General features: G+C 43.0%; 27 protein-coding genes. 6 read left to right on the forward strand and 21 right to left on the reverse strand.

Annotation, left to right across the window (positions count from 1 at the left end):
• Positions 1-4 precede the first annotated feature (4 nt).
• From B4W65_RS17675 to B4W65_RS14160, 13 genes are all read right to left on the reverse strand, one after another.
• Positions 5-631, reverse strand: a complete 627-nt coding sequence (locus B4W65_RS17675; RefSeq protein ID WP_088655810.1) for a CatB-related O-acetyltransferase — start codon at positions 629-631, stop codon at positions 5-7.
• Positions 616-1,854, reverse strand: a complete 1,239-nt coding sequence (locus tag B4W65_RS14105) for a glycosyltransferase (protein ID WP_240509584.1) — start codon at positions 1,852-1,854, stop codon at positions 616-618. The genes B4W65_RS17675 and B4W65_RS14105 overlap by 16 nt, the downstream gene beginning before the upstream one ends.
• Positions 1,826-2,803, reverse strand: a complete 978-nt coding sequence (locus B4W65_RS14110; protein ID WP_088655812.1) for an O-fucosyltransferase family protein — start codon at positions 2,801-2,803, stop codon at positions 1,826-1,828. The genes B4W65_RS14105 and B4W65_RS14110 overlap by 29 nt, the downstream gene beginning before the upstream one ends.
• Positions 2,796-4,676, reverse strand: coding sequence for a hypothetical protein (locus B4W65_RS14115; RefSeq protein WP_088655813.1), 1,881 nt, complete (start codon positions 4,674-4,676; stop codon positions 2,796-2,798). Before B4W65_RS14115 ends, B4W65_RS14110 begins: the two co-directional genes overlap by 8 nt.
• Positions 4,677-4,686: 10 nt before the next feature.
• On the reverse strand, positions 4,687-5,802 hold the full coding sequence (locus B4W65_RS14120; RefSeq protein WP_088655814.1) for a hypothetical protein: 1,116 nt from the start codon (positions 5,800-5,802) through the stop codon (positions 4,687-4,689).
• Positions 5,803-5,910: 108 nt separating this feature from the next.
• Positions 5,911-7,689 carry an ABC transporter ATP-binding protein gene (locus B4W65_RS14125; RefSeq protein WP_088655815.1) on the reverse strand — a complete coding sequence of 593 codons (1,779 nt, stop codon included), beginning with the start codon at positions 7,687-7,689 and terminating at the stop codon, positions 5,911-5,913.
• A gap of 12 nt (positions 7,690-7,701) precedes the next feature.
• Positions 7,702-8,841: a dTDP-4-amino-4,6-dideoxygalactose transaminase gene (gene rffA / locus B4W65_RS14130; RefSeq protein WP_088655816.1), complete on the reverse strand. Its 1,140-nt coding sequence runs from the start codon at positions 8,839-8,841 to the stop codon at positions 7,702-7,704.
• A gap of 17 nt (positions 8,842-8,858) precedes the next feature.
• Entirely contained in the window at positions 8,859-9,572 is a 714-nt protein-coding gene (locus B4W65_RS14135; protein WP_088655817.1) for a GNAT family N-acetyltransferase, read from the reverse strand.
• Positions 9,569-10,501: a glycosyltransferase family 2 protein gene (locus tag B4W65_RS14140; protein WP_088655818.1), complete on the reverse strand. Its 933-nt coding sequence runs from the start codon at positions 10,499-10,501 to the stop codon at positions 9,569-9,571. Before B4W65_RS14140 ends, B4W65_RS14135 begins: the two co-directional genes overlap by 4 nt.
• Entirely contained in the window at positions 10,498-10,860 is a 363-nt protein-coding gene (locus tag B4W65_RS14145; protein WP_088655819.1) for an EamA family transporter, read from the reverse strand. The genes B4W65_RS14140 and B4W65_RS14145 overlap by 4 nt, the downstream gene beginning before the upstream one ends.
• A 574-nt stretch (positions 10,861-11,434) precedes the next feature.
• Positions 11,435-12,796, reverse strand: coding sequence for an exonuclease domain-containing protein (locus B4W65_RS14150; protein ID WP_088655820.1), 1,362 nt, complete (start codon positions 12,794-12,796; stop codon positions 11,435-11,437).
• A gap of 107 nt (positions 12,797-12,903) precedes the next feature.
• Positions 12,904-13,542, reverse strand: coding sequence for a hypothetical protein (locus tag B4W65_RS14155; protein ID WP_088655821.1), 639 nt, complete (start codon positions 13,540-13,542; stop codon positions 12,904-12,906).
• Entirely contained in the window at positions 13,539-13,994 is a 456-nt protein-coding gene (locus B4W65_RS14160) for a DUF6884 domain-containing protein (protein WP_088655822.1), read from the reverse strand. The genes B4W65_RS14155 and B4W65_RS14160 overlap by 4 nt, the downstream gene beginning before the upstream one ends.
• Before the next feature lie 269 nt (positions 13,995-14,263).
• Here B4W65_RS14160 and B4W65_RS14165 point away from each other — a divergent pair, with 269 nt between their 5' ends.
• Positions 14,264-15,214, forward strand: coding sequence for a hypothetical protein (locus B4W65_RS14165; RefSeq protein WP_088655823.1), 951 nt, complete (start codon positions 14,264-14,266; stop codon positions 15,212-15,214).
• A gap of 92 nt (positions 15,215-15,306) precedes the next feature.
• On the opposite strand, the gene B4W65_RS14170 is transcribed toward B4W65_RS14165, so the two are convergent.
• Together B4W65_RS14170 and B4W65_RS14175 are read right to left on the reverse strand one after the other, a co-directional pair.
• Positions 15,307-16,212, reverse strand: a complete 906-nt coding sequence (locus tag B4W65_RS14170) for an SMP-30/gluconolactonase/LRE family protein (RefSeq protein ID WP_088655824.1) — start codon at positions 16,210-16,212, stop codon at positions 15,307-15,309.
• Positions 16,213-16,372: 160 nt separating this feature from the next.
• Complete coding sequence (locus B4W65_RS14175; protein WP_088655825.1) at positions 16,373-16,570, reverse strand: hypothetical protein; 198 nt, start codon at positions 16,568-16,570, stop codon at positions 16,373-16,375.
• 583 nt (positions 16,571-17,153) lie between these two features.
• Between B4W65_RS14175 and B4W65_RS14185 the strand changes: the two genes are divergently transcribed.
• Positions 17,154-17,705: a plasmid pRiA4b ORF-3 family protein gene (locus tag B4W65_RS14185; protein ID WP_088655827.1), complete on the forward strand. Its 552-nt coding sequence runs from the start codon at positions 17,154-17,156 to the stop codon at positions 17,703-17,705.
• Here the strand turns inward: B4W65_RS14185 and B4W65_RS14190 are convergent.
• The 6 genes from B4W65_RS14190 to B4W65_RS14215 form a co-directional block, all read right to left on the reverse strand.
• Positions 17,702-17,920: a nucleotidyltransferase domain-containing protein gene (locus B4W65_RS14190; RefSeq protein ID WP_088655828.1), complete on the reverse strand. Its 219-nt coding sequence runs from the start codon at positions 17,918-17,920 to the stop codon at positions 17,702-17,704. The two genes, B4W65_RS14185 and B4W65_RS14190, sit on opposite strands and share 4 nt — an antisense overlap.
• Positions 17,917-18,171, reverse strand: coding sequence for a nucleotidyltransferase substrate binding protein (locus tag B4W65_RS14195; RefSeq protein ID WP_088655829.1), 255 nt, complete (start codon positions 18,169-18,171; stop codon positions 17,917-17,919). The genes B4W65_RS14190 and B4W65_RS14195 overlap by 4 nt, the downstream gene beginning before the upstream one ends.
• Complete coding sequence (locus tag B4W65_RS14200; protein WP_088655830.1) at positions 18,152-18,415, reverse strand: UPF0175 family protein; 264 nt, start codon at positions 18,413-18,415, stop codon at positions 18,152-18,154. The genes B4W65_RS14195 and B4W65_RS14200 overlap by 20 nt, the downstream gene beginning before the upstream one ends.
• Before the next feature lie 82 nt (positions 18,416-18,497).
• Positions 18,498-19,178 (reverse strand): dTMP kinase, encoded by a 681-nt coding sequence (gene tmk, locus B4W65_RS14205; protein ID WP_088655831.1) that lies wholly within the window; start codon positions 19,176-19,178, stop codon positions 18,498-18,500.
• Positions 19,179-19,252: 74 nt separating this feature from the next.
• The gene (locus tag B4W65_RS14210; protein ID WP_088655832.1) at positions 19,253-19,528 is read right to left on the reverse strand and encodes a hypothetical protein; all 276 of its coding nucleotides are present in this window, start codon (positions 19,526-19,528) and stop codon (positions 19,253-19,255) included.
• Between the two features lie 4 nt (positions 19,529-19,532).
• Entirely contained in the window at positions 19,533-19,826 is a 294-nt protein-coding gene (locus tag B4W65_RS14215) for a hypothetical protein (protein ID WP_088655833.1), read from the reverse strand.
• Positions 19,827-19,970: 144 nt separating this feature from the next.
• Between B4W65_RS14215 and B4W65_RS17680 the strand changes: the two genes are divergently transcribed.
• The 4 genes from B4W65_RS17680 to B4W65_RS14235 all read left to right on the forward strand — a co-directional run.
• On the forward strand, positions 19,971-20,093 hold the full coding sequence (locus tag B4W65_RS17680; RefSeq protein ID WP_262487822.1) for a hypothetical protein: 123 nt from the start codon (positions 19,971-19,973) through the stop codon (positions 20,091-20,093).
• Positions 20,094-20,135: 42 nt separating this feature from the next.
• Positions 20,136-20,456 carry a helix-turn-helix domain-containing protein gene (locus tag B4W65_RS14220; RefSeq protein ID WP_088655834.1) on the forward strand — a complete coding sequence of 107 codons (321 nt, stop codon included), beginning with the start codon at positions 20,136-20,138 and terminating at the stop codon, positions 20,454-20,456.
• The gene (locus B4W65_RS14225) at positions 20,453-21,718 is read left to right on the forward strand and encodes a type II toxin-antitoxin system HipA family toxin (RefSeq protein ID WP_205741290.1); all 1,266 of its coding nucleotides are present in this window, start codon (positions 20,453-20,455) and stop codon (positions 21,716-21,718) included. Before B4W65_RS14220 ends, B4W65_RS14225 begins: the two co-directional genes overlap by 4 nt.
• 520 nt (positions 21,719-22,238) lie before the next feature.
• A partial coding sequence (locus B4W65_RS14235; protein ID WP_205741291.1) for a contractile injection system protein, VgrG/Pvc8 family occupies positions 22,239-22,949 on the forward strand: 711 nt, incomplete at its 3' end.

The following is a 22,949-nucleotide window of genomic DNA, read 5'->3' on the forward strand; positions in this document are numbered from 1 at the left end:
CTTTCTATTTAATTGGTTCGGTAAAATCCTGTATTCTTTTCGCTAGTTGCTCAATGCTTTCTTCCCACCACTTTGATGCTTCTATTTCTGCAATATTGATACTACTAAATCGATATTTATAGACCCTCGCCGGAGCTCCCACCACTATTGCATAATTTGGAACATTTTTAGTGACAACCGAATTTGCTCCGATAATAGCCCCATTCCCAATTTTAATTCCGTTTTTGATAACGGCATTAGCTCCTATCCATACATCGTGCCCTATCTCAACTGGTTTTATGTCATTAAAAATTTTTTGCTTTACCAGTTTAATTCTAAACGGATTGTTTGGGGAATAGAATATAGGAGAGGTGCTTATATAATTTGTAGGATGGTCTCCTATACCTATTGAGGCATTTTTCGCTATCGAACAAAAGTTCCCAATTGAAGTTTGCATTATACTTACATTTCTACTTGTATAGGTGTATTTCCCAATTTTTGTGTTGTAGATATAGTTGTATTTCCCAATTTTAGCTTCGGGATCAATCAAGCTTGATTCGATGATGCTTGTATTGATATTCCTTGTAGCAAATATTCTTTCCCTTATTTGTTTTAATAACTGTTGAGGAAGAGATATTATTTTTGAAAGCATTGGGTAAGTTTTTTACAGAAGTTTGCGTAGTTCGTCGCAGCATTGAGATTTTGATTCCAGAATTCTATTATTCTTTTTCTCTCACTTGCGTTTCTGCTTTTTTCATTGAGTACTTCGATAATTATTTGGGCAATTCTTTCGGGTTTAGTGTTAACATCAATTATCGCACCTGTATTTTTAGTTACAATTTCCTTAGTTCCTCCAACGTTGGTTGCCACAATAGGGATTCCAAAGCTAATTGCTTCCATAATGGTTACTGGCAGACCTTCAGATGAAGATACATTAATAAATACATCTATATTAGCTTGCCGGTAAAATGAAAATATTTCACTGTTGTCAATATGGCCAAGAAATTTGTATTGAATATTTGAGGGTAGGCTTGTTTTTGCTTGATGTTTAATTTGTTCGAACAAACGGCCGTCACCAATGTGAGTCCACAAGATTTTTTTGGACCTTATATTTGAAAGTGCCTTTATAATAAGGTGTATCCTTTTTATTTCTACCATCCGGGAACAGCTTACAATATGGTAACTCTCATCTTTGGGTGGATGATATGAAAATAGTGCGGGGTTTTCAACTCCAAGATATGCTAGGTGAAATTTGTGCTGGTGTTGCGGATATTTTGAGCTGATGTAGTTTAGGCCATGCTTGGAAATTAAAAAGAGTTTGGTGACGTGTTGCAACTGAAAAGAACGAAAAGGGATATAGCCATTCTTGTTGCGATCTTCGTACAGATCAAACCCGTGTGCTCTTGAAATATATCCTGATATTTTGTTTTGACTTTTGAGGATGGAGAGCAAGGTGCTTTGCTCATTAAACCAGTAGGTGTAATGAATGGTCTTTTCTAAAAGGTTATGTTGTTCTAAAAACTTTTTCAGTTCGTTGGCTTGATGGGCAGTTCTGAGGAGGTTGCTGAGGAAGTACTTTTTGTCTGGTGCTTTTATAAGGTCCTCTAAACTTGCTAATACCCATTTCCCTAACTGTTTTATGCCACGAAGTGTTGTGTAGGGTGTTGGTTTTTGTCGTAGTACTTTGACATTGGTCGGGATCGGCCTAATAGTACCCGTGGGATTGTTGGGGATGATAAGGATAGTGTCGAAGTACTCAGCCAGGTACTTGATTTCCGTTTCCAGGAATTGTTCGCCCAGGCCGTAGGGGAAGCCACCAGTATAGAGGCAGAGTGGGGGCATTGAGCTACCAGCTAACGGTTTTGGTTGGTTCATTTTTTAGTACAGCGGACACTCGTGAAAAGCTTGAATTTTTTTGATAAATCAAATATTCGCACTTTGATAGCAGCCACATGTCAATTATGCTTTCTTTAAGTTGGCGTTCGGCCATTCCGTAATCTTTATTCCTGATGGCGTACTGGTGGACCCCCATTTGCTTACCTATGTGCTCGGGCCTCCATTTAGGAAGAAAAATTAAATTTGAAAATATGCCCTGAAAAGAATCCTCAATTTCCGGATTGTCGGTTGCTAGGAAAACTTGTTTCTTTTCAAAGCCAAGGTTTTTAATCTTTTTAATTAGTTGATCTAAATCAGAAACTGGTTGTTTATCTGTCATTCTTATATGGACGCCAACCGTATCTCTCTCTAATTGATGTTTTTTAGTTAAGTGCTCGATTTCTGAGTTAAGCCAGTCGCTTAGTTTAATATGGTTTCTGAGGATATCTGGAGAGAAAGGTGGACAGAAGTCTGCGAAGAAAACTACATCCTCTTTCATTTTCGTGCTATAATTGCCGCCAAAAGGTGGATTGTTTTTGTTGAGTAGGTTTAATGCCTGCTGTGCCAAGGTGTTATTTTGTTTTTCCTTTAAACACCAGTATCCGCTTTTTTTTGGGAATTTTGAAGGGATAATCCTAGTAAAGAAATATGAAGAGCTTTGTTTGTAGATATCATATACAGCAGAGTTAGGGTGCAGGGCCCAGCGTTTTGGGTAGTGTGATAGGCTATAATAGTTTTTTATATCCTTAATGCTTTGAATATGTGGTGTTTTGTTTAGCGCAAAATATCTGTAAAATACGTTTTCCTCTTTAATGCCAAACTGGCCATCGCTCCAATCAACAAGGATGGTGCGATTTGTTTTATCTGCATAAGCAATGGCATTTGCCAAGGTAATAAGTCTGTTCCCTATACCTGCGGTGCCTTTAAGTATTAGGAATCTATTACTCATTTGATGAAATAGTAATTAGCTTTTGGTCTAAGTGGGTAACAACAGAATCTGAGATGATGAAAAGAATGCTGTTTTCTTTAATGAATCGATTTATAAATCCCGTTGAATTGGATGAATCAAAGTGCTGATAGAATGTGAGTTTATCGTTAAATCCTTTTGCACGTTCGTATTTGCTTATTTGCTTGCTGTCTTGATAAAGAAGCTTAGGTGGAGTAAGGGGCAAAAAATGCAGGTTGTTCATGTATATTAAGATCTCATTTCCATACTGATATGTAAGCGAATGCTTATGGTTTGGGGAGACGGTACTCTCTTTATTAATCAAGAAGCCGATGTTTTGGGGCGTTTTCTCTTCGTAATTTGTTAACTCAGATTTTAATGTTTGGATTGTGTTCGATTTATAACCTCGCAAAGACATAAAATTATCCTCGATGGATTTGCTCCATTCAGGAAGTCTAAAATTGTTTGCATTAAAGATTATCGCCAATGTGAGAATTGTTGTTAAAAGCAGGATGTTTTGTCTGATTGAGAAGAAAGATGATACAAGTAGAATTGAAAGGATGAGAACTAAGAATAATGTTACATAGCCCATGTAGGCAAATTGATATGTGTTTGTTGTTGTGGGGAAAACTTGAAACACTAGTATCCCTGAGAAGCTTGTTAGCAAAGCAAATACGGCTAAATGTATGAAATTTGAATTGTTTTTTTTAATAAGAAATATTCCAAGACCCAAAGGGATGATCAGCAACAAAAGAGATTTTAACGAAAGCGTTACGATTTGGTGTAGAATTGCTTTCCATAGCTGGATTGCTGTTTGAAAAAGGTTGCTAATTGATGTGCCTTGGCTTAACTGGCTATCAACAGATGATCCTGTTATCCCGTAAAAGCAAACAATTGAGCCTGCCACAGCACTTATAACCCCAACAGTTTTCAAAAATTGTTTTGGCATTAATAGCTTGTTGGTTCGCAGATAAAAGGCGAAAAGTATAGCAGAAAGAAATATTGAAGGAGCTGTGGTTATTGACAATATTGGTAAAATAAGAATATAGCCAAAAAAAGCAGAGTAATTTTCACCCTGCATGAACACATAAGTAGCAGGTATCAAACCATAGAAATAAAAGATAAAGTTTGGTCTATCAAAAACCGAATGTAAAATATCCCAAGCGGTATTTTCAAAATTTATTAACGTCGATAGGTTTACAAATAGCAGGCTTACAATAAGTAAAAGTGAAAATAGGTTTTGGCTTGATAAAGCCAAATTTGTTATTATTGAAAATAACCCTATTACAATTAGTGTGATAAAAAATGGATATGTAAAGTGTTTTAAAAGTAGCAAGTTGGAAAAGTACCCCTCAAGTGGTAAACTGATAATCCCGTTAAACCATAACTCAAAATAATGGTAGGCATTATTGCCGGCTGAATCATTGATGTATTCATTGAAATAGTGAAAGGTGTTTTCTATTCCACTATTAATAAGACTTTGAGAAACCTGAGAATAGAAATTTATATCATTCTCAATGCTCCATGAATAAGGTAATAGTTGGGAAACTAATGAAAGGAGAAGAAAGATTGGACATGTTAGACTTATGTTTATTAACCAACTTTTAGTGGAAACAGCTTTGATAGAAGGAATGTGATAGAAAGTTAGGAAAGCTGTTGGGATTATTATTACAATGAAGACTGTTGAGATTTCTGTGGCAAACATAGCTGCGCCACTTACCATTAGCATTATGCCCCAGTAGGTGCTGAAAAGGGTGTCTTTGGGAGCGAATATTTTATCACGAGCAATTATGTTGATGAAAAGGTTGCCGATAATAGCACTCAAAAAAACAATGACAAATGCAATGATTGTAAGGAAAACGGTTTGAATTATCATTTGTTTAGGCTTACAATTTACTCAACATATAATGTGCCATGGCAATGGGGGAATAATGTTCAAAGACCCAGTTACGACCAGCTTCTGCAATTGAACGAATTTTATTGGTATTCAAAGCGTTTAATTCAGCTTCAAAATCGTTGAAATTGAATTTTTTAATACCTAAATAATGTTCTCCATTTCTTGGCATGTATGGCAAAAGAAAATCCCATGATTCTAGGTCAAGATTAATAGGAACTGAGGAGGAGTATAGCACTTCATAAAACCTAAAGTTGTCATGTTGGAAGACAAACATGGCGTTTGAAAGGTCTTTCCGGCATCGTTTTAAATAGTTCGCATAGAAAAACCAAGGCTTCCTTTTTATCTTATCGGTAATGGAATATGGTTGATAAAGAATAGGTTTATATTCCATATATCCTCCAAAACTTAAGAAGAATGCATGTCGTTCAAGAAGTTTAAAATATTCGGGGTTATGTCTTTTTGTTGTTGTTTGCCAATATAGCTGATCCTCACTTTGGGTTTCTAGCTGCACTTCCCCAATTTTTACGGGGCTTGAAAATGCTGGTTGGATGGGATAGGGTTGTTTTAATTTCTGTAAATTTTCAAGTACATGTTTACGCATGTTGTGCGGAACTCGGAAATTATACCCAATCGTATATGCCTTTTCTTCTGATTTATAAACCTTATCAATATTATTAATTATCCTTGTTGTTAGGCCTATCGCCCATGGATGAACATTTTCAGGATATTTTTGAGATTTGAATAGATTGCCGGCAAAGATAAAATGAAAAATCTTGTATTTTTCTTTTAGCCAAAAAGGGGCAATCCAGTCATTCCGGTCAATAAGTATATGTTTTTTGCCTTTTGGGAAATTTGGATATCCGGGCCGCATTAAAAGATGTTCAAAAGACTTAACAAATCGGTAATCATAAATTCCGACATCATAGTCCTCGGATAAATCTCCATTTAGTAGATATTCGTTTTTCTCTGGTTGCCACCAATAATCGTGGTTGCTGAATACTTTATATCCCAGCTCTTTTAGCCCTTCAGCAAGACAAATTATCTCATGATAATAGTGGTCATTTCCATAGGGATATACAGGTGTAATGAAAAATTTAAAAGTCATCTGTCGTGATATGGGGTAAAGTCGATAAGTATCGAATCTTATTTGTGATTGATGTTGTGGATTACAATGATGTATTTGGGTACTTGAATTGGCGGTAGTTGATTTGTTCTAAACCAAGCTTTGATATTCTACTTCTCCAACCAATTCACCATTTGCCACCTTGACAATTCTTGAGCAATACTTCAAAGTAGATTTTCGATGAGCAATGATGATAAGGGTTAAGTTGCCATCTGCCAATGAGCGGATTGATTCTGTGATTTCTTCTTCTGTTTTGGTGTCCAGGGCTGAGGTGGCTTCATCGAAAAGCAATACGTCTGCTCCTGCATAAAGGGCACGTGCTATTCCAACTCTTTGTCTTTGGCCACCAGATAGCTTGGTGCCTCTTTCACCAATTTTTGTGTGTACTGTATTAGGTAGTTTTTGCACAAAATCCCAGAGGCTTGCTTGCTTTAGTGCTTGTTCTAGTTTATCGTGGTCAATTTCGGAACCTTTCAATCCGAAAGCTACGTTTTCGGCTACGGAGCTGTCGATGATGTAAACCTCTTGTTGCACATAACCGATGCTGTCGCGCCACGATTTTAGTGTGTTTCTATTTAGTGGCTTGTCGTCAATGAGGATTTCTCCTTCTGTAGGCTCCCAAAACCCGAGTAGGAGATTCATGAGGGTGGTTTTGCCGGAACCGGATACGCCAATTAGTCCCAGGCTCTCTCCTTTGTTGATGCTTAGGTTCACTTTGTTAAGCATCTTTTCTTTGGCATCGGGAAACTGAAAGGAAAGGTCCTTTACATGAATGCCGCTGTTAAACTGAATTTCTTCGTGTTGTTCGTTCTCTGGGATGAATCCATTGACTTCGTTTACAATGTCGAAGGTGTATTGGTAGCCTTTGACGCTGATCAGTGCCAACATAATGCGGTTGGTTGAGGGCAGAATACGGTAGGCTGCCAGGGCGTACATTCCGAGGAGGGCGGCTAGTCCGGCACGATCGGGCAAGAACCAAAGTCCGTAGGCGGTTATAGCAAAAACGGTGATGACCATGCCTGTTTCCAGAACTTTGGTTGGTGCAGCATTGTAAACGGTTCGGCGGATGTTTAATTCAACCAGGCGGCCAATGAAATCAGAAATGCGTTTGCGAAAGACTGGTTGGGTGTTGGTGATTTCTACATCGGGGAAGCCGTGTACGCTCTGAAAAATACTTTTGGTTAATTCTGGGGCTATCGAGTTGACTTCTTTTTCGAGTTTAAGTGCACGCCCCTTTACCCAGTTGTAAAACAGGAAGAAAACCGGTAGGATGGTGATGGTGAGTAAGAGTATGGCTTTGGGGTCGTATAGAAAAAGACCTGTGAGAATTAGAACCAGGATTAAGAGTTCGTTGAGCAGGTTAAAGGTGGGTAGCACAATTTGGTTGGCAAATTGACTGGGGACTGCGCTGATGTTTCTTAGGATAACATTAGAGTTGGTTTTCTTAAAAAAAGGAAACCCTTTGCTGTAATACAGTTGGTGTAATCTGTTAGAGAAATATTGATATAATGATAATGAAAATCGTGCCTGGGAACGAACGATGTAGATGCTGGCTATGTTTTTGAATACTATGGCTACGACAATTAGTCCTGCAAGCGTTAGTACAAACTGGTTTTCAGAGGTGAATCCTACAAAGTTGTATATTTTGCTGATGGTGTGGTGCGATTGAATAACACCGGGTTGCAGAATGACTGAAAATAGTGGGAGAAAGGCTGCTAGTCCGACCAACTCAAACATGGAGTTAAGAAAGAGCAGCACAATCATTTTAAAGGATTTTTTGCGATAGGCGGGTGGCAACACGCGCCTAAGCTTGAGCAGGGTTCCTGTGATTATGTTGTTCTTGATAATATGCTTGATGGTTTGGTTCATTGAAAATCTTTCTTAACTGAATTCTGTTATGCGAACGCAAATATCTTCAGCCTCGGTAAGGTCAAAATACAAGGGGAGACGCACCAAACAATCGGAGTAGTAGTCCGATTGAGGCAATTGGTTGCCGGTGTATTTCGGTTTGTAATAGGGACTGCTGTGTAAACTCAGGTAGTGAAATACTGCGTGTATGTTATTTTTTTTGAGGTGCTCGATTAACTGGGAACGGAACTTGGGGCTGGGGCAGACGAGGTAAAACATGTGGGCATTTTGGGTGGCATAATCGGGTGTGTAGGGGAGGATTACACCTGTTTTGGCTGCCCAGGTTTGCAATGAGGCCTGGTATTGATTCCAGATGGCCTTCCGTTGGTTCTGTATCGGGTCCAGTTCTTCTAATTGTGCCCAAAGAAAGGCGGCGGTAATTTCTCCGGGTAGGAAGCTGCTGCCGGTATCTACCCATCCGTATTTGTTGACTTCTCCTCTGAAGAATTCGGCTCTGTTGGTGCCTTTTTCCCAAAGAATTTCGGCTCGTTTTATAAAGCGCGGATCGTTAATGGCCAAGAGGCCTCCTTCGCCGCATTGAATGTTTTTGGTTTCATGGAACGAAAAACATCCCAAGTGTCCAATGGATCCAAGTGCTCTGGGTTTTTGCGGGGGCTCTTTGGGTGATTTGAAATAGCTGTCTATGGCTTGTGCGGCATCTTCAATTACAAAGAGATTGTATTTGTCGGCAAGCTGCATGATTTTGTCCATATCGCAGGCCACGCCGGCATAATGGACGGGTACAATGGCTTTGGTTTTTGGCGTGATGAGTGCCTCAATCTGTTCTTCGTCCATCCCGGGGTGGTCTTTTCGACTATCGACAAAGCGCAGAACTGCTCCCTGGCGCACAAAGGCGAGTGCTGTACTTACAAAGGTGTAAGAGGGCAGTATTACTTCATCGCCGGGTTGTATGTCGACCAGGAGGGCACACATTTCCAGTGCATCGGTACAGCTGGTGGTCAGGAGGGTCTTTTTGAAGCCCCATCGTTCTTCGAAATAGTTTTGACAAAGTTTCGTGTATTTGCCGTTGCCGCTGATGTGTCCGGTAGCTACTGCACCATAAATGTGGTGCACTTCTTTTCCGGTGATATGGGGCTTGTTGAAGGGGATCATGGGTAGATTAACTCGTATTACAAGTGGTAGATGAGTTCTGTCGTTTCAGGAATAAACCCTGTCTTGGAGTAAAACCGACAAGCTTGCAGATTGTCTTCTTGCGTTACTACTTTCAGCTGCTTATAGCCGTTGACTTGGGTCCACTTTTCTGCAAATGCTAGGAGTTTAGCGCCGATGTTATTCCCCTGGGCTTTTGGGGCAACAGCAATCAGGCCTATTTGCGTATAATCGTTTTGCTTCTTTATGGTTATGAAGCCCTGTATTTCGTCGTTCTGCTTATAAACAGCGGTTATGTCGGCTAGGCTGCGATCTATTGATTTTTGAATCCAGTTTTGATAAAGTTCGTCGAACTTTTGATTTAATCGAGGGTCTTTCTTGAACCTACTGCTGTGTCCGCTCAACAATGCCAGCTGGAGCAATTCATCGGATAAGTGTCCGTTGTAGGGTTGGATGTTTTTGTCTGTCTCTTTTGGCTGGGCTACATTTAGGTTCTTTTGGTAGGTGACTTTGTGGTCGGCCAGTATCCCTTGATGCTCCTCAATTAGTTTATGGGCCTCATGAGTTATGCTTTTTGTGCTAATATAAATCAAGCTGTATCCTTCTTTTTGTTTCTTGGCTATTATAAAGTCTGCATCTTTTACGTTGATTTGGGCTTGGGTGATTTTGCCTATTTTCTGGTTGAAAAAGCGACTGTCCCAATCCAGATATTCAATTGCTGGCAATGAATTCATTCAAAATTAATTTTTTCTGCCACCAGGTAGGTGGGTCTGTCTTTAACCTGGTCGAAGATCTTTCCAATGTATAGCCCTAGCATTCCGATGAGTGTTATTATTACACCCGAAAGTAACCAGATGGATATTATCATGCTGCTGTAACCACTTACCACGATATGTCCTGTTAAAGCACGAATAAAGGTCACGGCAGCGAAAATGAAAGCGGCAGATGAGATGAAAATGCCTGCCTTTACGGTTAGTCGTAGTGGCTTGTCGGAAAAGGAAAGAATGGTGTTTAGTGCTAAATTTAGCAAGGCTTTAAGGTTGTAGCTGCTTTTTCCTTCTTTGCGGGCGGCATGGTTTACCCCAATTTCGGTTCTTTTAAATCCAACCCAACGGACCATAGTGGGGAAGTAGCGTGTTTTATCCTTCATGGATAAAATGGCTGCGATTACATTTTTTCGATAGATGCCGAAGTTGGCGATTTCGGCATTCTGCTCGGTGTCTGTTAAGTAGGCGAGGGTTTTATAAAACCATTTTGACCCTATCCTTTTCAGAAAAGAGTGTTGTCTTTCTACTCTTCTTGCCAATACAATGTCGAACCCTTCTTGTGCTTTATTGTAGAGTAAGGGTATGTCTTCGGGTTGGTCTTGTAGGTCGCCGTCCATTACTACCACCCAATTGCCGCTTGCATAATTGAGCCCGGCTGTTATGGCATAGTGTTGTCCAAAGTTTCTGGAAAGGCTGAGTCCCTTTACACGCGTGTTTTCCTGGGCTATTTGGGTAACTGCCTCCCAGTCGGCCGATGGACTGGCATCATTTACATAAATTATTTCGAAACTGAGTTTTTGTGCTCCAAGGGTAGTGGAGATCCTGTCCGTTAACTCCTCTACTGCTTTGTCGCAGCGGTATAGAGGTACTACGATGGAAATGCAGGTGTTGCTCATAGTTTTACCGTTACAAAGATGCCAGCTGTAATGAGCAATAAGCCTATTACTTTGCCCCAGGTGAAGGTTTCTCCAAAAAGAAACATACTGAGTAAAAAGACGAGGATGAAGGAAGCGCTCATGAAAGGATAGGCAAAGGATATTTCAAATTTGGTCATGGCTGCCATCCAGAATAAGCTGGCTATAAAGGCGGCGGCAAAGCCGCTGACAAGCCACGGATCCAGAAAAAGCTTCACCATAAATAGTGCTTTTTCGTTGAGTGCTTCGGGCAGTTGTCCCTTTAGGTTCATGCGCCACTTTAAAACCAATTGCCCGTAAACGGTAAACAGGATGCAGCCTGCGATGTAGATATACCCCATTGGGTGTTTGAAGTTGTTTTTGTTTAAAATATTTACCTCTCGCAACAAGCGAAAGGGGTTGGTTGTGTTTGTTTTACGGTTTGGCGCTGCTTGGGGCTGGGTATGCCTCCGGCCCGTGAGTCACAGCTGTTACTCACCAAGGCTTTGCAAAAATAGTGCAATTAGGGGTAATAACGAAGAATTGGGGGGCGAAGTTACAGGGATTGGGGCACGAATTACACGAATTTTCACGAATTGGGAGAGTGGGGAATTGGGTCCACGAATTGGTCCACGAATTTCCCGAATTTCCCGAATCGAAGATTAGTGGTGTTAGTAGGCGCCCTTCACTTTCACGTTAACCAGGTAGACGGATTTGGAGGCGGTGATGGTACTTTCTTTTCAGTTTATGTCTGAGGGGGATCTTATTGCCATGCTTGCATCATTAGCAGAAAGTCCTTTTCGATAATGTTAAGAAAGTCTTTTAATGGGAAATCGGATGGGATTTTAACAGAACGGTAAAGCATCAGCCCGTATTTGTTGAAATCTTTAGGAGCTTTGGGGTACTGGAGTTCGTTGCCGTAGTTTCGTTCATGTCTTAGTTGTTTTGTTTGATTTCCCAGGGGTGGATGGCCATTTGTATTTCGCCATTGTTGTGTTGTTGGCGGCGGTTAATGTATTCGTGAAAAGTGGTTTCGGAAAGTAGCTTGACTGCTTTAAGGTCGCTTTTGTTGCGTGCTTTGTTTCTAATTTGTTCAAAGTCGAGTATGGCTTGTACTTTGATGCCGTTTTTCAGCTCTTCCACGATTTGGTCTGCTATAACGAAGTAATCGCTGGCTTCTATTTCATCTGTGTCGTAATCGTGTCCGTAACCTCCGCAGTAGCCTGCAGCCTGAAAGACAGTTGTTTTTTCGGACTTGAGGTCAGGGGTGAAGTATATGTTTTTGTTTGAGAAGTCGTTGTATTTATTCCTTCTGAGCAATTCTTTACTGTCCGCTTCTATTTGAGAAATTGTTATTTCAAAGGAGGCTGTGTCGAAATGAATCATTTTGAAGAAATCGACCTCGGATATTATTTCGAGATCGTGGCCTTCTGCAATAAGTTCCTCGGTCAGTCTTAGTTTGCTGCTCTTAAATCCTTCGCCAAATTTGGTGTATTCGAGGCAACCTACTACCAAATAGTTGGTTTTGCGACTTACGTTAATTGGTTTGGTTATGCCACCGATGTCGGTGACTATCCGTTGCGCGTCTTCTCGTGAGAGATTGCTGAGAGCTCCGGTAAACGCCACTCTTTTGTTGTAAAAGGGGTGCTCGGTGTCGGGCTCGTAGCCTGTTTTTGGTTCTTTGAAAAGGGTTTGTGGGTCTTTCTTTTTGATGCAACAGGAGAAAGGCAAATAGTCGTTGGGGTAGATTTTGCCTTTGTTGAATTTAAGTTGTTTTTCGAGTTCTTTGAATGATTGTGTGTTGTGCTTTTTAAAAAGTTCAATCATCAACTTGGCACAGGCCAAGGCGTCGCTTTCGGCGTTGTGATGATTCAGGTCGTTTATCTCGAGATGCTTACAAAGTGTAGGGAGTTGGTAGTTGATTAAACCGGGGAGGGCTTTTTTGCTCAGGAGCATGGTGCAGTAGTAGTCCAGTTCGGGGTAATCGATTTGATAAGCGTCGAGCGCGTAGCGTAAGGCGCTGAAGTCGAATGCTGCGTTGTGGGCTACGATATTTTGCTTTTCAAAATAGGGTCTTAGGTCTGACCAAAGCTCCTTAAAAGTTGGTGCGTTCTTGGTGTCTTCTGCCGTTATTCTGTGAATTGAGCTGTTGATGGACTCATAATAATCGGGGCTTGGTTTAATCAGCTTGTGAATGGTTTTTACAACTTTAGCGTCTTCAACAACAGCGAGGCCTACCGCACAAATGCTTTGTCGCTTGAAATTGGCGGTTTCGAAATCAACTGCAATAAAATTCATGCTCCTTTGGGTTTAAGTGGTTGTTGGTGTATTGCTTAACCCAAGGATACGTGGTGTTTGTGTGGAGGGTTACATTTACTTGATTGGTGTGCTGGCTGGGGTGATGGTCAGGAGAGGATTTCCAGAAATTGCAGAAAATCTTTTTGATCCATCGGAGTGTCGTTGAGGTGATGTTCTTGCCACAGGCCAGAGTTCCTAATCTTCTCCTTAGGCGAATCATGCCCAAGCCAATTAGCGGAGGGGCTTGTTTCGCTTGATTGTGCCAGGGTTGCAATCAATTTGGCTTCCCAATATAGCCGATCTTCCCGCTCTAAGATTGGCACAACAGCAAAGCTTAGGTTTTCTTGAATGTAGGAGCTGACTTTTTGCTCAATATTTTCCTGATATACCGGATCGAGGAGGTGGTGGTGCTCCGTTCTGACTGCTTTGGGTGTGAAATCTTTTTCCCATATGCTTAAATAGGGGTCGTTTGCTTTATGGAGTAGGGCTCTTCCTATATTTTTTCGGAAGATGCTTCGGTCTTTGTTTGTTTTAATAAAATGCTCCTTAAGCCGGGTGAGTAATTTATTGTTGCCTGTATGAGAGCCAACCCTGACAATACGGTCATTATCTCCATAACGCTCTCCTTTTTCAAAAATGCAATAAATCCCATTTGATGGAATTAAGTGCTCCTGCTCTTCAAATGGGTACTTGAAACGCCTTTGTTGGTTGAGTATTTGGTGGAGTTGGAATGTGATGCTGCTCATGACAGAAGGGTTTTTAGGTATTTCACTCTTTCACCTTGTTTTAGTCCCTCAAGTGGTTCTTTTGAGTGCTTTATACTGTGTTTAATTGGGTTTATATAGGATTTGCCAGCCAAAATTGTGAATTCGTCATTTTGCAAATCAGTCTTTTGCGAGAGCTGCTGGAGTACTGTTTGACCCCAATGGGCTGCTTCTTGTTTGTTTAGAACTTTAAGCCCAGGTTTTTCAGCTCGTTTTTGCGGAGAGACATAACTTAAAGTTACATCGTAGGGCTCAATTTCTTGCTCGAGGTCAACTACGTGATGCAGGGCAGATAAAATGTATATTTTGTCTGGTTGTAATTTTCTGGCGTATGCCAGGCTGCTGGTGAAAAGTGGGCCCAGGTATAGGTCCTTAGCTTTTGCTTTGTGATTAAGCTTGCTCGAAACGCAGGAGATTAACACAATTTTTTTCATAAGAGGCAATTCTTTGATGAAACGTCACACAAAGTTTCGGATGTATATTTCTGAATGTCAATATGTAATATGGTGGTTTTCCATTAGGGGGCCTTTAGAGTGGATGAAATGTCGAAGGATGTACATCAATTCTTGAATCTTTCTTAAGTGTGGAAAATTGTTTCACTATGGAAGTGGATTCGGCCGCTGGTTTTTAGCTACCTTTGATTAAGCTGTTTCAATATCCGAGCGTTATGGCCCTGAATCAGGCAGTCTGAAAAATTTCTCTTATGGTCAAAAGCATACCAGAAAAAAATAACGAAGCCTATTTAGCTTATCAAGCTTTAAAATCTAATGGTGATTTGGATAACTTGGCGGTAATCCGCTCTATTGAAGATTTTTGTCAATACTTGGTAAGTCTTTCTAAAAGTATCTACAAAAGGACTCCTAAGCCTAAGCGTATTCATCAATTTATTTTCAATACCGCTCCCTGCGGAAGGGGTATAGATGATTATTATAGGGCAAATGTTTTTGCTGCGAAGGATAGTTTAATTAGGCTTATAGCAATTGTCCAGCAGCAAGCAATATCTAGTGTTTTAAAGCGTGTGCTTATTGACTTTATCTGTGATTTAAAGCCGTTTGTTGTTTTTTTTGACAAAGAGCAAAATTACAACTGGTTAGTTGGGAGTACCAATACGCATACTTCAAATTTCTATTATAGTCTGGCCCGTAATGTTTTTTACCATGGAAAACCGGGAGGCAATCAGGAAGAGCAGCAAACTTTATCCTCTGCAACACCATTTATTATTCGCCAAAGTATTGAGTACAAAATTAAGCGTATTCTTGGCATTGATTTTATAGCAATTTCAGGAAGGCCTCATCAAACTGCTGCCAAGCTTTATTTTAAGTTTCTTAGAAGGAACTCGGCTTATTTTAATGCGCGAGGTTTTGATTTTGAGATAATTGAATTAATTTATAATTGGACTCATCTATTTATTCATGGTGGTTACAGAGCTGCTCCTTGGGTTACCGAAAGCGCATTACATTATTTGAATGAGTTTTTTTATTCAGGGGCTACTTCAGACGCATCACGTCTCACAAAATTTGCTTCGGTCGAAATTATGGCGTCGGATCTGCCGGCCTTAAAGCAGCAGATTCAAGCTGTTGTAGCAGAGTGCTTAGGTTCTGAGGCGCAGATTGTTTGGTTATCCAGGCTTGAAGTGGCAATCTTGAAAGACTAGCAGACTGGGGTTTACTAGAGCGAATTGGGTCCACGAATTGGTCCACGAATTACACTAATTGCACGAATTGCACTAATTGAGGAGCTGCGGTGTTAGTAGGCGCCTTTTACTTTCATGTCAACGAGGTACACTGATTTGGAGGCGGTGATGAACAGTTTGTTGCGTTCTTTTCCACCGAATGTGACGTTTGCGGTCCAGTCTTCGGGGATGGGGATTTGATCAATTTGTTGTCCTTCTTTGTTAAATACGCTTACGCCATCGGCATTGGTGATGTAGATGTTGCCGCGCTGGTCCAGGGTCATGCCGTCTGAACCTTTTTCGAACAGGAGTTTTCGGTTGCTGAGGCTGCCGTCTGCCTGGATTTGATACGAATAGGTTTTGCCGTCTGCTATATCTGAGACGTAGAGGAGGGTGTTGTCGGGGGTGCCAATTATTCCGTTGGGGGTCTGGAGTTTGTCGGCAACGCGTGTGAGTTGTGTGCCTTGGGGGTTTAAATAGTAAACGCATTGGGCATCTTGTGGCATTTGTTGGTGGTTCCACCAGGGGCGTTGGTAATAGGGGTCGGTGATGTAGATGCCGCCTTTGTTGTCGATCCATAAATCGTTGGGTCCGTTAAGGGGTAGGCCGTTGTATCCTTCGGCTAAAATGCTTAGCTCGCCGTTTGGGTTGATGGAGATGAGCTGATTGTTTAAATCAGCGCAACTAATGAGCTTGCCTTCTCTGTCGAAGTACATGCCGTTGGAGCGATGTGAGCTGTCTGTAAACACGGAGAAGGAGTTGTCTTCCTGGGTCCATTTAATGATTTGGTTGTTGGGTTGATCGGTAAAATAGACGTTGCCTTGCTTGTCGGTTGCCGGGCCTTCGGTAAAGGTGAAGGCATTGCTGAGGAGTATGGGCTGTGCGCCTTCGGCTACTACGCGCTGGTCTTTTGGGGATTGTACGCATGCGCTTGTGAGTAGGAGGCTGGTTAGGAGGGTGATGAAGATGTGTGTTTTCATGGTATGGTTGTTTGGTGTTGGTTGACAGTCGAATGTTAAAATGGACCAAAAGTATTGTTTTGCATACAGTTTAGTGTATCTTTGTGATGCTCATCTTTCCTTATTTAGGGAGAAGGAGTTTCGGAGGACGATGCATCTGGATATGCACCGTCCTCTGCGTTTATAATATATCTTTGAGTTTGCTTTTCATCTTCTTTTTCATTTTCTTTTTGCCGTTTATGCGCTCTTCGGTACTGAATATTTCTATCTTTTTATTTGTTTTTTCATCGATATGATATTTGACCCAATGCAGCCGTTGCGAACGATGTATTTCAAAAATTCTTTGGGTATAAGTTCTTCCATGTTTTTGTTTTGCCAATGGACCTGTTTTTTTAGCGAGATGTTTTGCGATGGAAGGCTGTGCTGCATCTTTGTTTGTCGGTTTCTACTTTTCTTAGTACGTGGTTTTGTGGGGTTCAAAGGGGTGATATAGAATATTATGCATCTCTATGCTTGAATACCCCAGCAATTCGGGTTTGGGTTGATGCCGATTGTGTATCAGTATGTTCTGATATTGGAAATTTTCTAAATACATGGCCTTGCGTTTTGTTGCACCAAATTTATCTAAAATGGTTGCCATTCGCAATTCTTCGATGGGGTAGGGCTAAGGACCGCTGGCTTACAAATTGCTGAGGGGGGATTTTTAAAGAAGGAGCCTGGGCGACTGCTTTGTTGTTGGGGCCTGCTTGCTCCTTCAAATGTAATGAATTTGCATGGGATTGTGATGGTGTGATGATGGGGGTGACTGTATTTGGGATACTAAAAATCCCTGAAGGACTGGGTAGCAGCTCTTCAGGGATTTGTTTGTTGTTGGGTGTTTGTGCGTTTAAGCTTCCTACTGCCAACAGTAGGGCAATGGTTAGTAGTTGTTATATATTTGTAGAAATCTAAAATTCAATTTTATGAAAAAGGTGTTTCAGATTCAGATTTCTTTGAAAGGTGTAAAGCCAAGGGTGTGGCGGCGGGTTTTGGTGCCGTCGGATGTTTTATTGTCTGATTTTCATAGGATTATTCAGATGTCGATGGGGTGGACCGATACGCACTTGCATCAGTTTTATATTAAGGGGTTGTTGTACGGATCACCAATGGAGGATGATTTGGATGATTTTGGGGTGGAGGACTATACTGGTCTTAAACTGAATGCTTTTCTGAAAAAGGAAAAGGATAAGTTGCAGTATGATTACGATTTCGGTGATAATTGGGAGCATACGGTTGTTTTGGAGAAGATTCTGCCGTTTGATGACAAGCTGCAGTATCCTGTTTGTGTTGCGGGCCGGATGAGTTGTCCGCCGGAAGATTGTGGCGGGGCCTGGGGTTATATGGATATGTTGGAGGTGCTGAAGCAGCCGGAGCATGAGGAGTATAAAAGCTATATGGAGTGGATGGGGGGTCCGTTTGATCCGAAAGAGTTTGATAAGGGGCTGGTTAATAAGGCTCTGAGGGGTGCTTTTTAAAGCAGGAGCCTGGGCGACTGCTTGGTTGTTGGGGCCAGCTTTAATAGGGTGGTCAGGGTAACGGCTTCTCCGTATAGTGCAATGTCGATATCAGAACCGGGTCTATGGGTTTGTAGAGCACGTGAACCAAAAATTTTAGCTGCCTCAATTTCTGGATGAAGCTTTAATGCATCGGTGATGCTGTTTAGGTGTTTCTCTGTCAGCCCAAAATTCATTGTTCTGTTTTGTGTTTGAGCATGGTTTGTTCAAAGCTTTCAAAGGCCTTAAAATAATGGTTGATTATTTTTTCCAGAATGGCATCGGCGGTTTCTTCGTCGTAGGTATGGAAGGACAGGTTGCGGCTGCTGATCATATCCATCCATATTTCTCCATTGCTTATAAGATCAAGGTTGAAGGCTCTTCTGGAGGTGTCTTTTGAACCAAAGAGCTCTTGCTGTCCTTTGCTTTCAAGAAAGTTTTTCTGCATCCTTCTCTATGTCCTGTTTGTTCAAGAGGGAAATGGGTATGCGATTATTCGATAAAAGTTTGTCGAATTCGAGTCGCGATAAGCCCGCCAGTTGTGCGGCTTTTCCAATCGTTAGTTTTTCTTGTTGGTACAAATGAATGGCCAACGATATCTTAATATTTTGTTTCAACTCTATTTCATCAGCATTTATGGCAAGTAGGAGGTCTGATGGAATGTCGATGGTAATGGATGTGAGTGTTTTCATTTTGTTGGTTTTTTGCTCCTTCAAATGTAATGAATTTGCATGGGATTGTGATGGCGCCTGCGTTTAAGTTTTAGTGGGGGGCTTACCCCTCTATCTTCTTCACTATACTTTCGTGGATGACTTGTGGCGGGAGCCATTGGTGGTTGGGGCCGAAGCAGGGTATTTCGAATAAGTTGGGCTGCTCGGTGAGGAGGGTGAGGTATTCGGTGAGGACGTTTTGTTGCAGTTGCAGGGAGGCTTCGTGGATGTCGGTTTTGCCGTTGAGGTAGTCGCGGTCGGCCCCGGTGCGCTGGTTGCTGAGGCTGGCCCGGATGCTGGCGAAGGGTACGTTGAGGAAGAAGGAGGCGCTGGGTTGGGGCAGTTGGTTGTGCTCAAATTCGAAGTGCAGGATCCATTCTTTGAGTTGTTGTTTTTGCTGTGGATCGGGGGTTTTGGCGCACTGAAAGGCGATGTTGGAGTTGACGTAGCGGTCCATAACGATGGTGTAGCCATCGTTTAACCATTGTTGCAGGGTGGCTTTGTGTTCGTTGCGGTCTTCGGCAAACAGCAGGGCTACGAGTTGGGGGTGTACGGCTTCGAGACTGCCGAATTCTCCCCGCAGGTATTGGGCGATGAGGCTGCCGTAGTGCCCTTGGTTGAGCATGGGGAAGTGGATGAAGCGGTGTTTGTGGCCTTGCCGGGTGAGGTGCCGGGTGAGGAGTTCTATTTGGGTGGATTTGCCGGCGCCGTCGAGGCCTTCGATGGTGATGATTTTTCCTTGCATGTTGTTGGCTGCTGTTGTTTGGGCCTCAAAGATAGAATTTTTTGGGATGGGGATTGGCTGTGGGCTGTTTTTGCTTAAAATTTGGGGAGACTGCCGGCGAGGGTGCGGAGCAGCAGGGGGGCTGAGGCGCCCACGTTGAGGGCAACGAGGGCGCTGAGGGGTTGGTTGCTGAGGAGGTACACCCAGGCGAGGAAACCGCCCAACATGGGGTTGATGAGGTAGGGGAGGTAGTACACAGGGTCGCGGAAGTTGGGGCGTTCTTCTTTGGGTACTTTGGGGAGTTCGGCGAGACTGAGCAGCTGGATGGCGAGGGCGCCTCCGGCGGCGATGAGTATGAGTTGGAGGTCCATGGGCTTAGTATCTTCGGTTTTTAAAGGCGCCTATTACTTTGTTGACGAGTCCGGGTTGGGCCGGACTTGGGTCTTTGGCGCTGCTGGTGGCTTTGCGGGCTTTGCTTTTGGGGGCTGTTTGGGCCTGCTTTGGGGGACTGTCGCTGCCGTTGTTTTGGAGGTCGGCCTGGAGTTGTTGTTGCATTTTCAGGCCTTGTTCCTGGGCTTGGTGGCGACTGGGTGCCAGTATCCACAAGGGGAGCTGGTGTTGCTTGCCGTTGGGCAGCTGGAGCTGGATTTCGATTTTGTAGTTTGGCATGGTGTTGGGTTTGTGGGGATTAAAGATAGTGATTGTACACGAATTTCACGAATTGGTCCACGAATTTCACGAATTAGTCCACGAATTTCACGAATTGGCACGTATTGAAGCGCAGCGGGGCTGATTTTTCTGAGCGGAGGGTAGGTGAAGGTGTTTTGGGAGATGGGGGGAGATGGAGATGTTGGGGGTGATGGGGGGGCGGAGCTGGTGGAGTGTTTTTTTGAGGTGTATTATTTTGTGGTGTGTATTTTGAATAATGTAAAATAGTTTATACATTGTGGAGTGTTTTTATATTAAATAATTTACGTTATGGCCAGGGGTAGTGTGGTGTTGTTGCCTAAAAGCATGAAGCTTTTGCAAACATTGGGGGAGAATATAAAGTTGGCGCGTTTGCGCAGGAAGTTGACGATGAGTCAGGTGGCGGAACGGGCAGGGATTTCTCGTCCCACGCTTTCTGCTCTGGAAAAGGGGAGTCCGGCTGTTTCTTTGGGGGTTGTTCTTCAGGTTTTGTTGGTGCTGGGTTTGGAGAGGGATCTTTTGCTTTTGGCGGAAGATGATGTTTTGGGAAGAAAGCTTTTGGATGCTGAGCTTCTTGTTAAGGAACGGGGTCCGAAAATGAAAAGGAAATGAAGGTCATGGAACGGAAAGAAATTTTGGTATACGCTCATTGGGTGGGGATGCAAGTCCCATGCTTAATGGGGCTTTTGTATGCCACTCCATCAAGAGGAAAGGAGTTGTTTTCTTTTGAGTACGACAAGGGTTGGCTTCAATCCGATTATGCCCAAATTATTGATCCTGATTTACAATTATTTGAAGGGGCTCAATACCTTAGGGATGAGAAAGCCAATTTTGGTGTGTTTCTGGATTCTTCGCCGGATCGCTGGGGTCGGGTTTTGATGCTCCGCAGGGAGGCAGCCAAGGCGCGGGAGGGGGGACGGCGTGTTAAAATGCTTAATGAGTCGGACTATCTGCTTGGCGTTTTTGACGGCAATCGGATGGGGGGACTTCGATTTAAAACGGAGTCGGGTGGTGCTTTTTTGGATGATGATGTTGCTATGGCGGCACCTCCTTTTGCGGCATTAAGGGATTTGGAGTTTGCGAGTTTACAACTGGAAAAGGAGGATGCTCCGGATAGCCCGGATTACATGAAGTGGTTAAATATGTTGATGGCTCCCGGATCGTCATTGGGTGGCGCCAGGCCTAAGGCCAATGTTCAGGATGTGGATGGCAGTATGTGGATTGCAAAATTTCCGAGTCAGCATGACGAACAGGATGTGGGGGCGTGGGAAATGTTGGCTTATCGGCTGGCGATTGCGTGTGGTATTGATATGGCGCCTTCAAGGATGCAGAGGTTTTCGCATTACCAGCATACATTTTTAACTAAGCGCTTTGACAGGCTGAACGATGGAGGTCGCATTCATTTTGCTTCTGCAATGACTTTACTGGGGCATACCGATGGGACAGACTACCACGATGGGGCCAGCTATTTGGATTTGGTGGAGTTTATTATTCAGAATGGGGCCGACGCGGCCGGGGATCTTAAAAAGTTATGGCAGCGGATTGTCTTTAATGTTTGTATTTCCAATACCGATGATCACTTGCGCAATCATGGTTTCTTATTGACCGCTGAGGGCTGGAAATTATCACCTGCCTACGACATTAATCCAAATCAGTATGGTGTGGGATTAAAGCTCAATATATCGGAGGACGATAATTCCCTGGATTTTGCTTTGGTGAAGGAGGTTGCTCCGTATTTTCGCATTAAGGAAGGGGAGGCTGATGGTATCATTTGTTGCATGAAAAAGAGGGTTGCTCGGTGGGAAGTGATTGCGAGGGATTTGGGTATTTCAAGAAGTGAAGTGGAGCTGATGAGAGGGGCTTTTAGATGTTAGGTCCACGAATTTCACGAATTTGCACGAATTTTTTGATTGCACGGATTGGGTCCACTAATTGGTCCACGAATTTCACGAATTTGCACGAATTGAAGCGCAGCGGGGCTGATTTTTCTAAGCGGAGGGTAGGTGAAGGTGTTTTGGGTGATGGGGGGAGATGGAGGATGAGGATGTTGGGGTTGATGGGGTTGATGGGGATGCTGGGGTTGATGGGGGGATGTATCGATTTTTTTTGAGGGGCGTTGGGCTGGGGTGGCTTGTGTTTTTGGGTCGGTTTTGAGTGGGGTGCTGGGTTATTTAAGGCTTTGATTTTGTTTGGTGTTGGTGGTTTCGTAAATCATAATAATTATTACTGTTGTAGTTGTTTTTGAGGGTAAGTGTTTCTTTTTAAGGTGTTTTGCTCAAAAATATTTGCTGTTTGAGTTGGGTGGATTCTGATATTTTGTATATTTTTGGAATCGTAGCAAGCGGGGCTGACCCCGCTTGCGTTGTACCTTAACGCTTAACTCAAATTTCTGCTATGTCTGAGAACCTTAACCAGGTGGATGTCACCATTCAAATTGCCGGAAGCACATGCGATTACGAGACGCTAACGCTGCACCAGTCGATGCACGGCCATCATTCCTTCGAGATTTTAGTGAACTACAAACCCAATAAGCCGAGCCTTTGGAGCACTACGCCGGAGACGGTGTTTGAGCAGCTGGGGGTGGCTGTGGATATTAAGATGGAGCACCTGGTGACGGGTGAGCTGACGGAGTTTGCGGGTGTGGTGACGAATATTCAGGTGGGGGGCCGCGATGGCGATCAGGGCTATGCACGCCTTTTTGGGGGCAGTCCCACCTTGCTGTTGGACCGGGGTCCGTCGATGGGGGCTTATGTCGATTACACGCTGGGCAATTTGGTGAGTGAGGAGCTGGAGGGCTCGGGGGTGAAGGTGGAGCTGGAGAGTAAGCCGATTTTTGAGGGGATTTTGCCTTATGCGGTGAAGTATCGGGAGACTTCGTGGCAGTTTTTGTCGCGCATGGCGGCGCTTTGTGGGGAGTGGTTTTATTACGATGGTCAGAAGCTGGTGCTGGGCAATCCGAAGCGGGAGGATACTACGCGTGCGGCTTTTGATGTGGAGTTGCAGTCGCTGAACATTTCGGCGGGACTGGAGCAGCTGAATACCGAGCTGTACGACTACGACCCCAATACCGACGATTACAAGGAAGATGCAGCCCCTGAAAGCATC

It is taken from the genome of Geofilum rhodophaeum (genome assembly GCF_002210225.1).
GTDB classification, from domain to species: domain Bacteria; phylum Bacteroidota; class Bacteroidia; order Bacteroidales; family Marinilabiliaceae; genus Geofilum; species Geofilum rhodophaeum.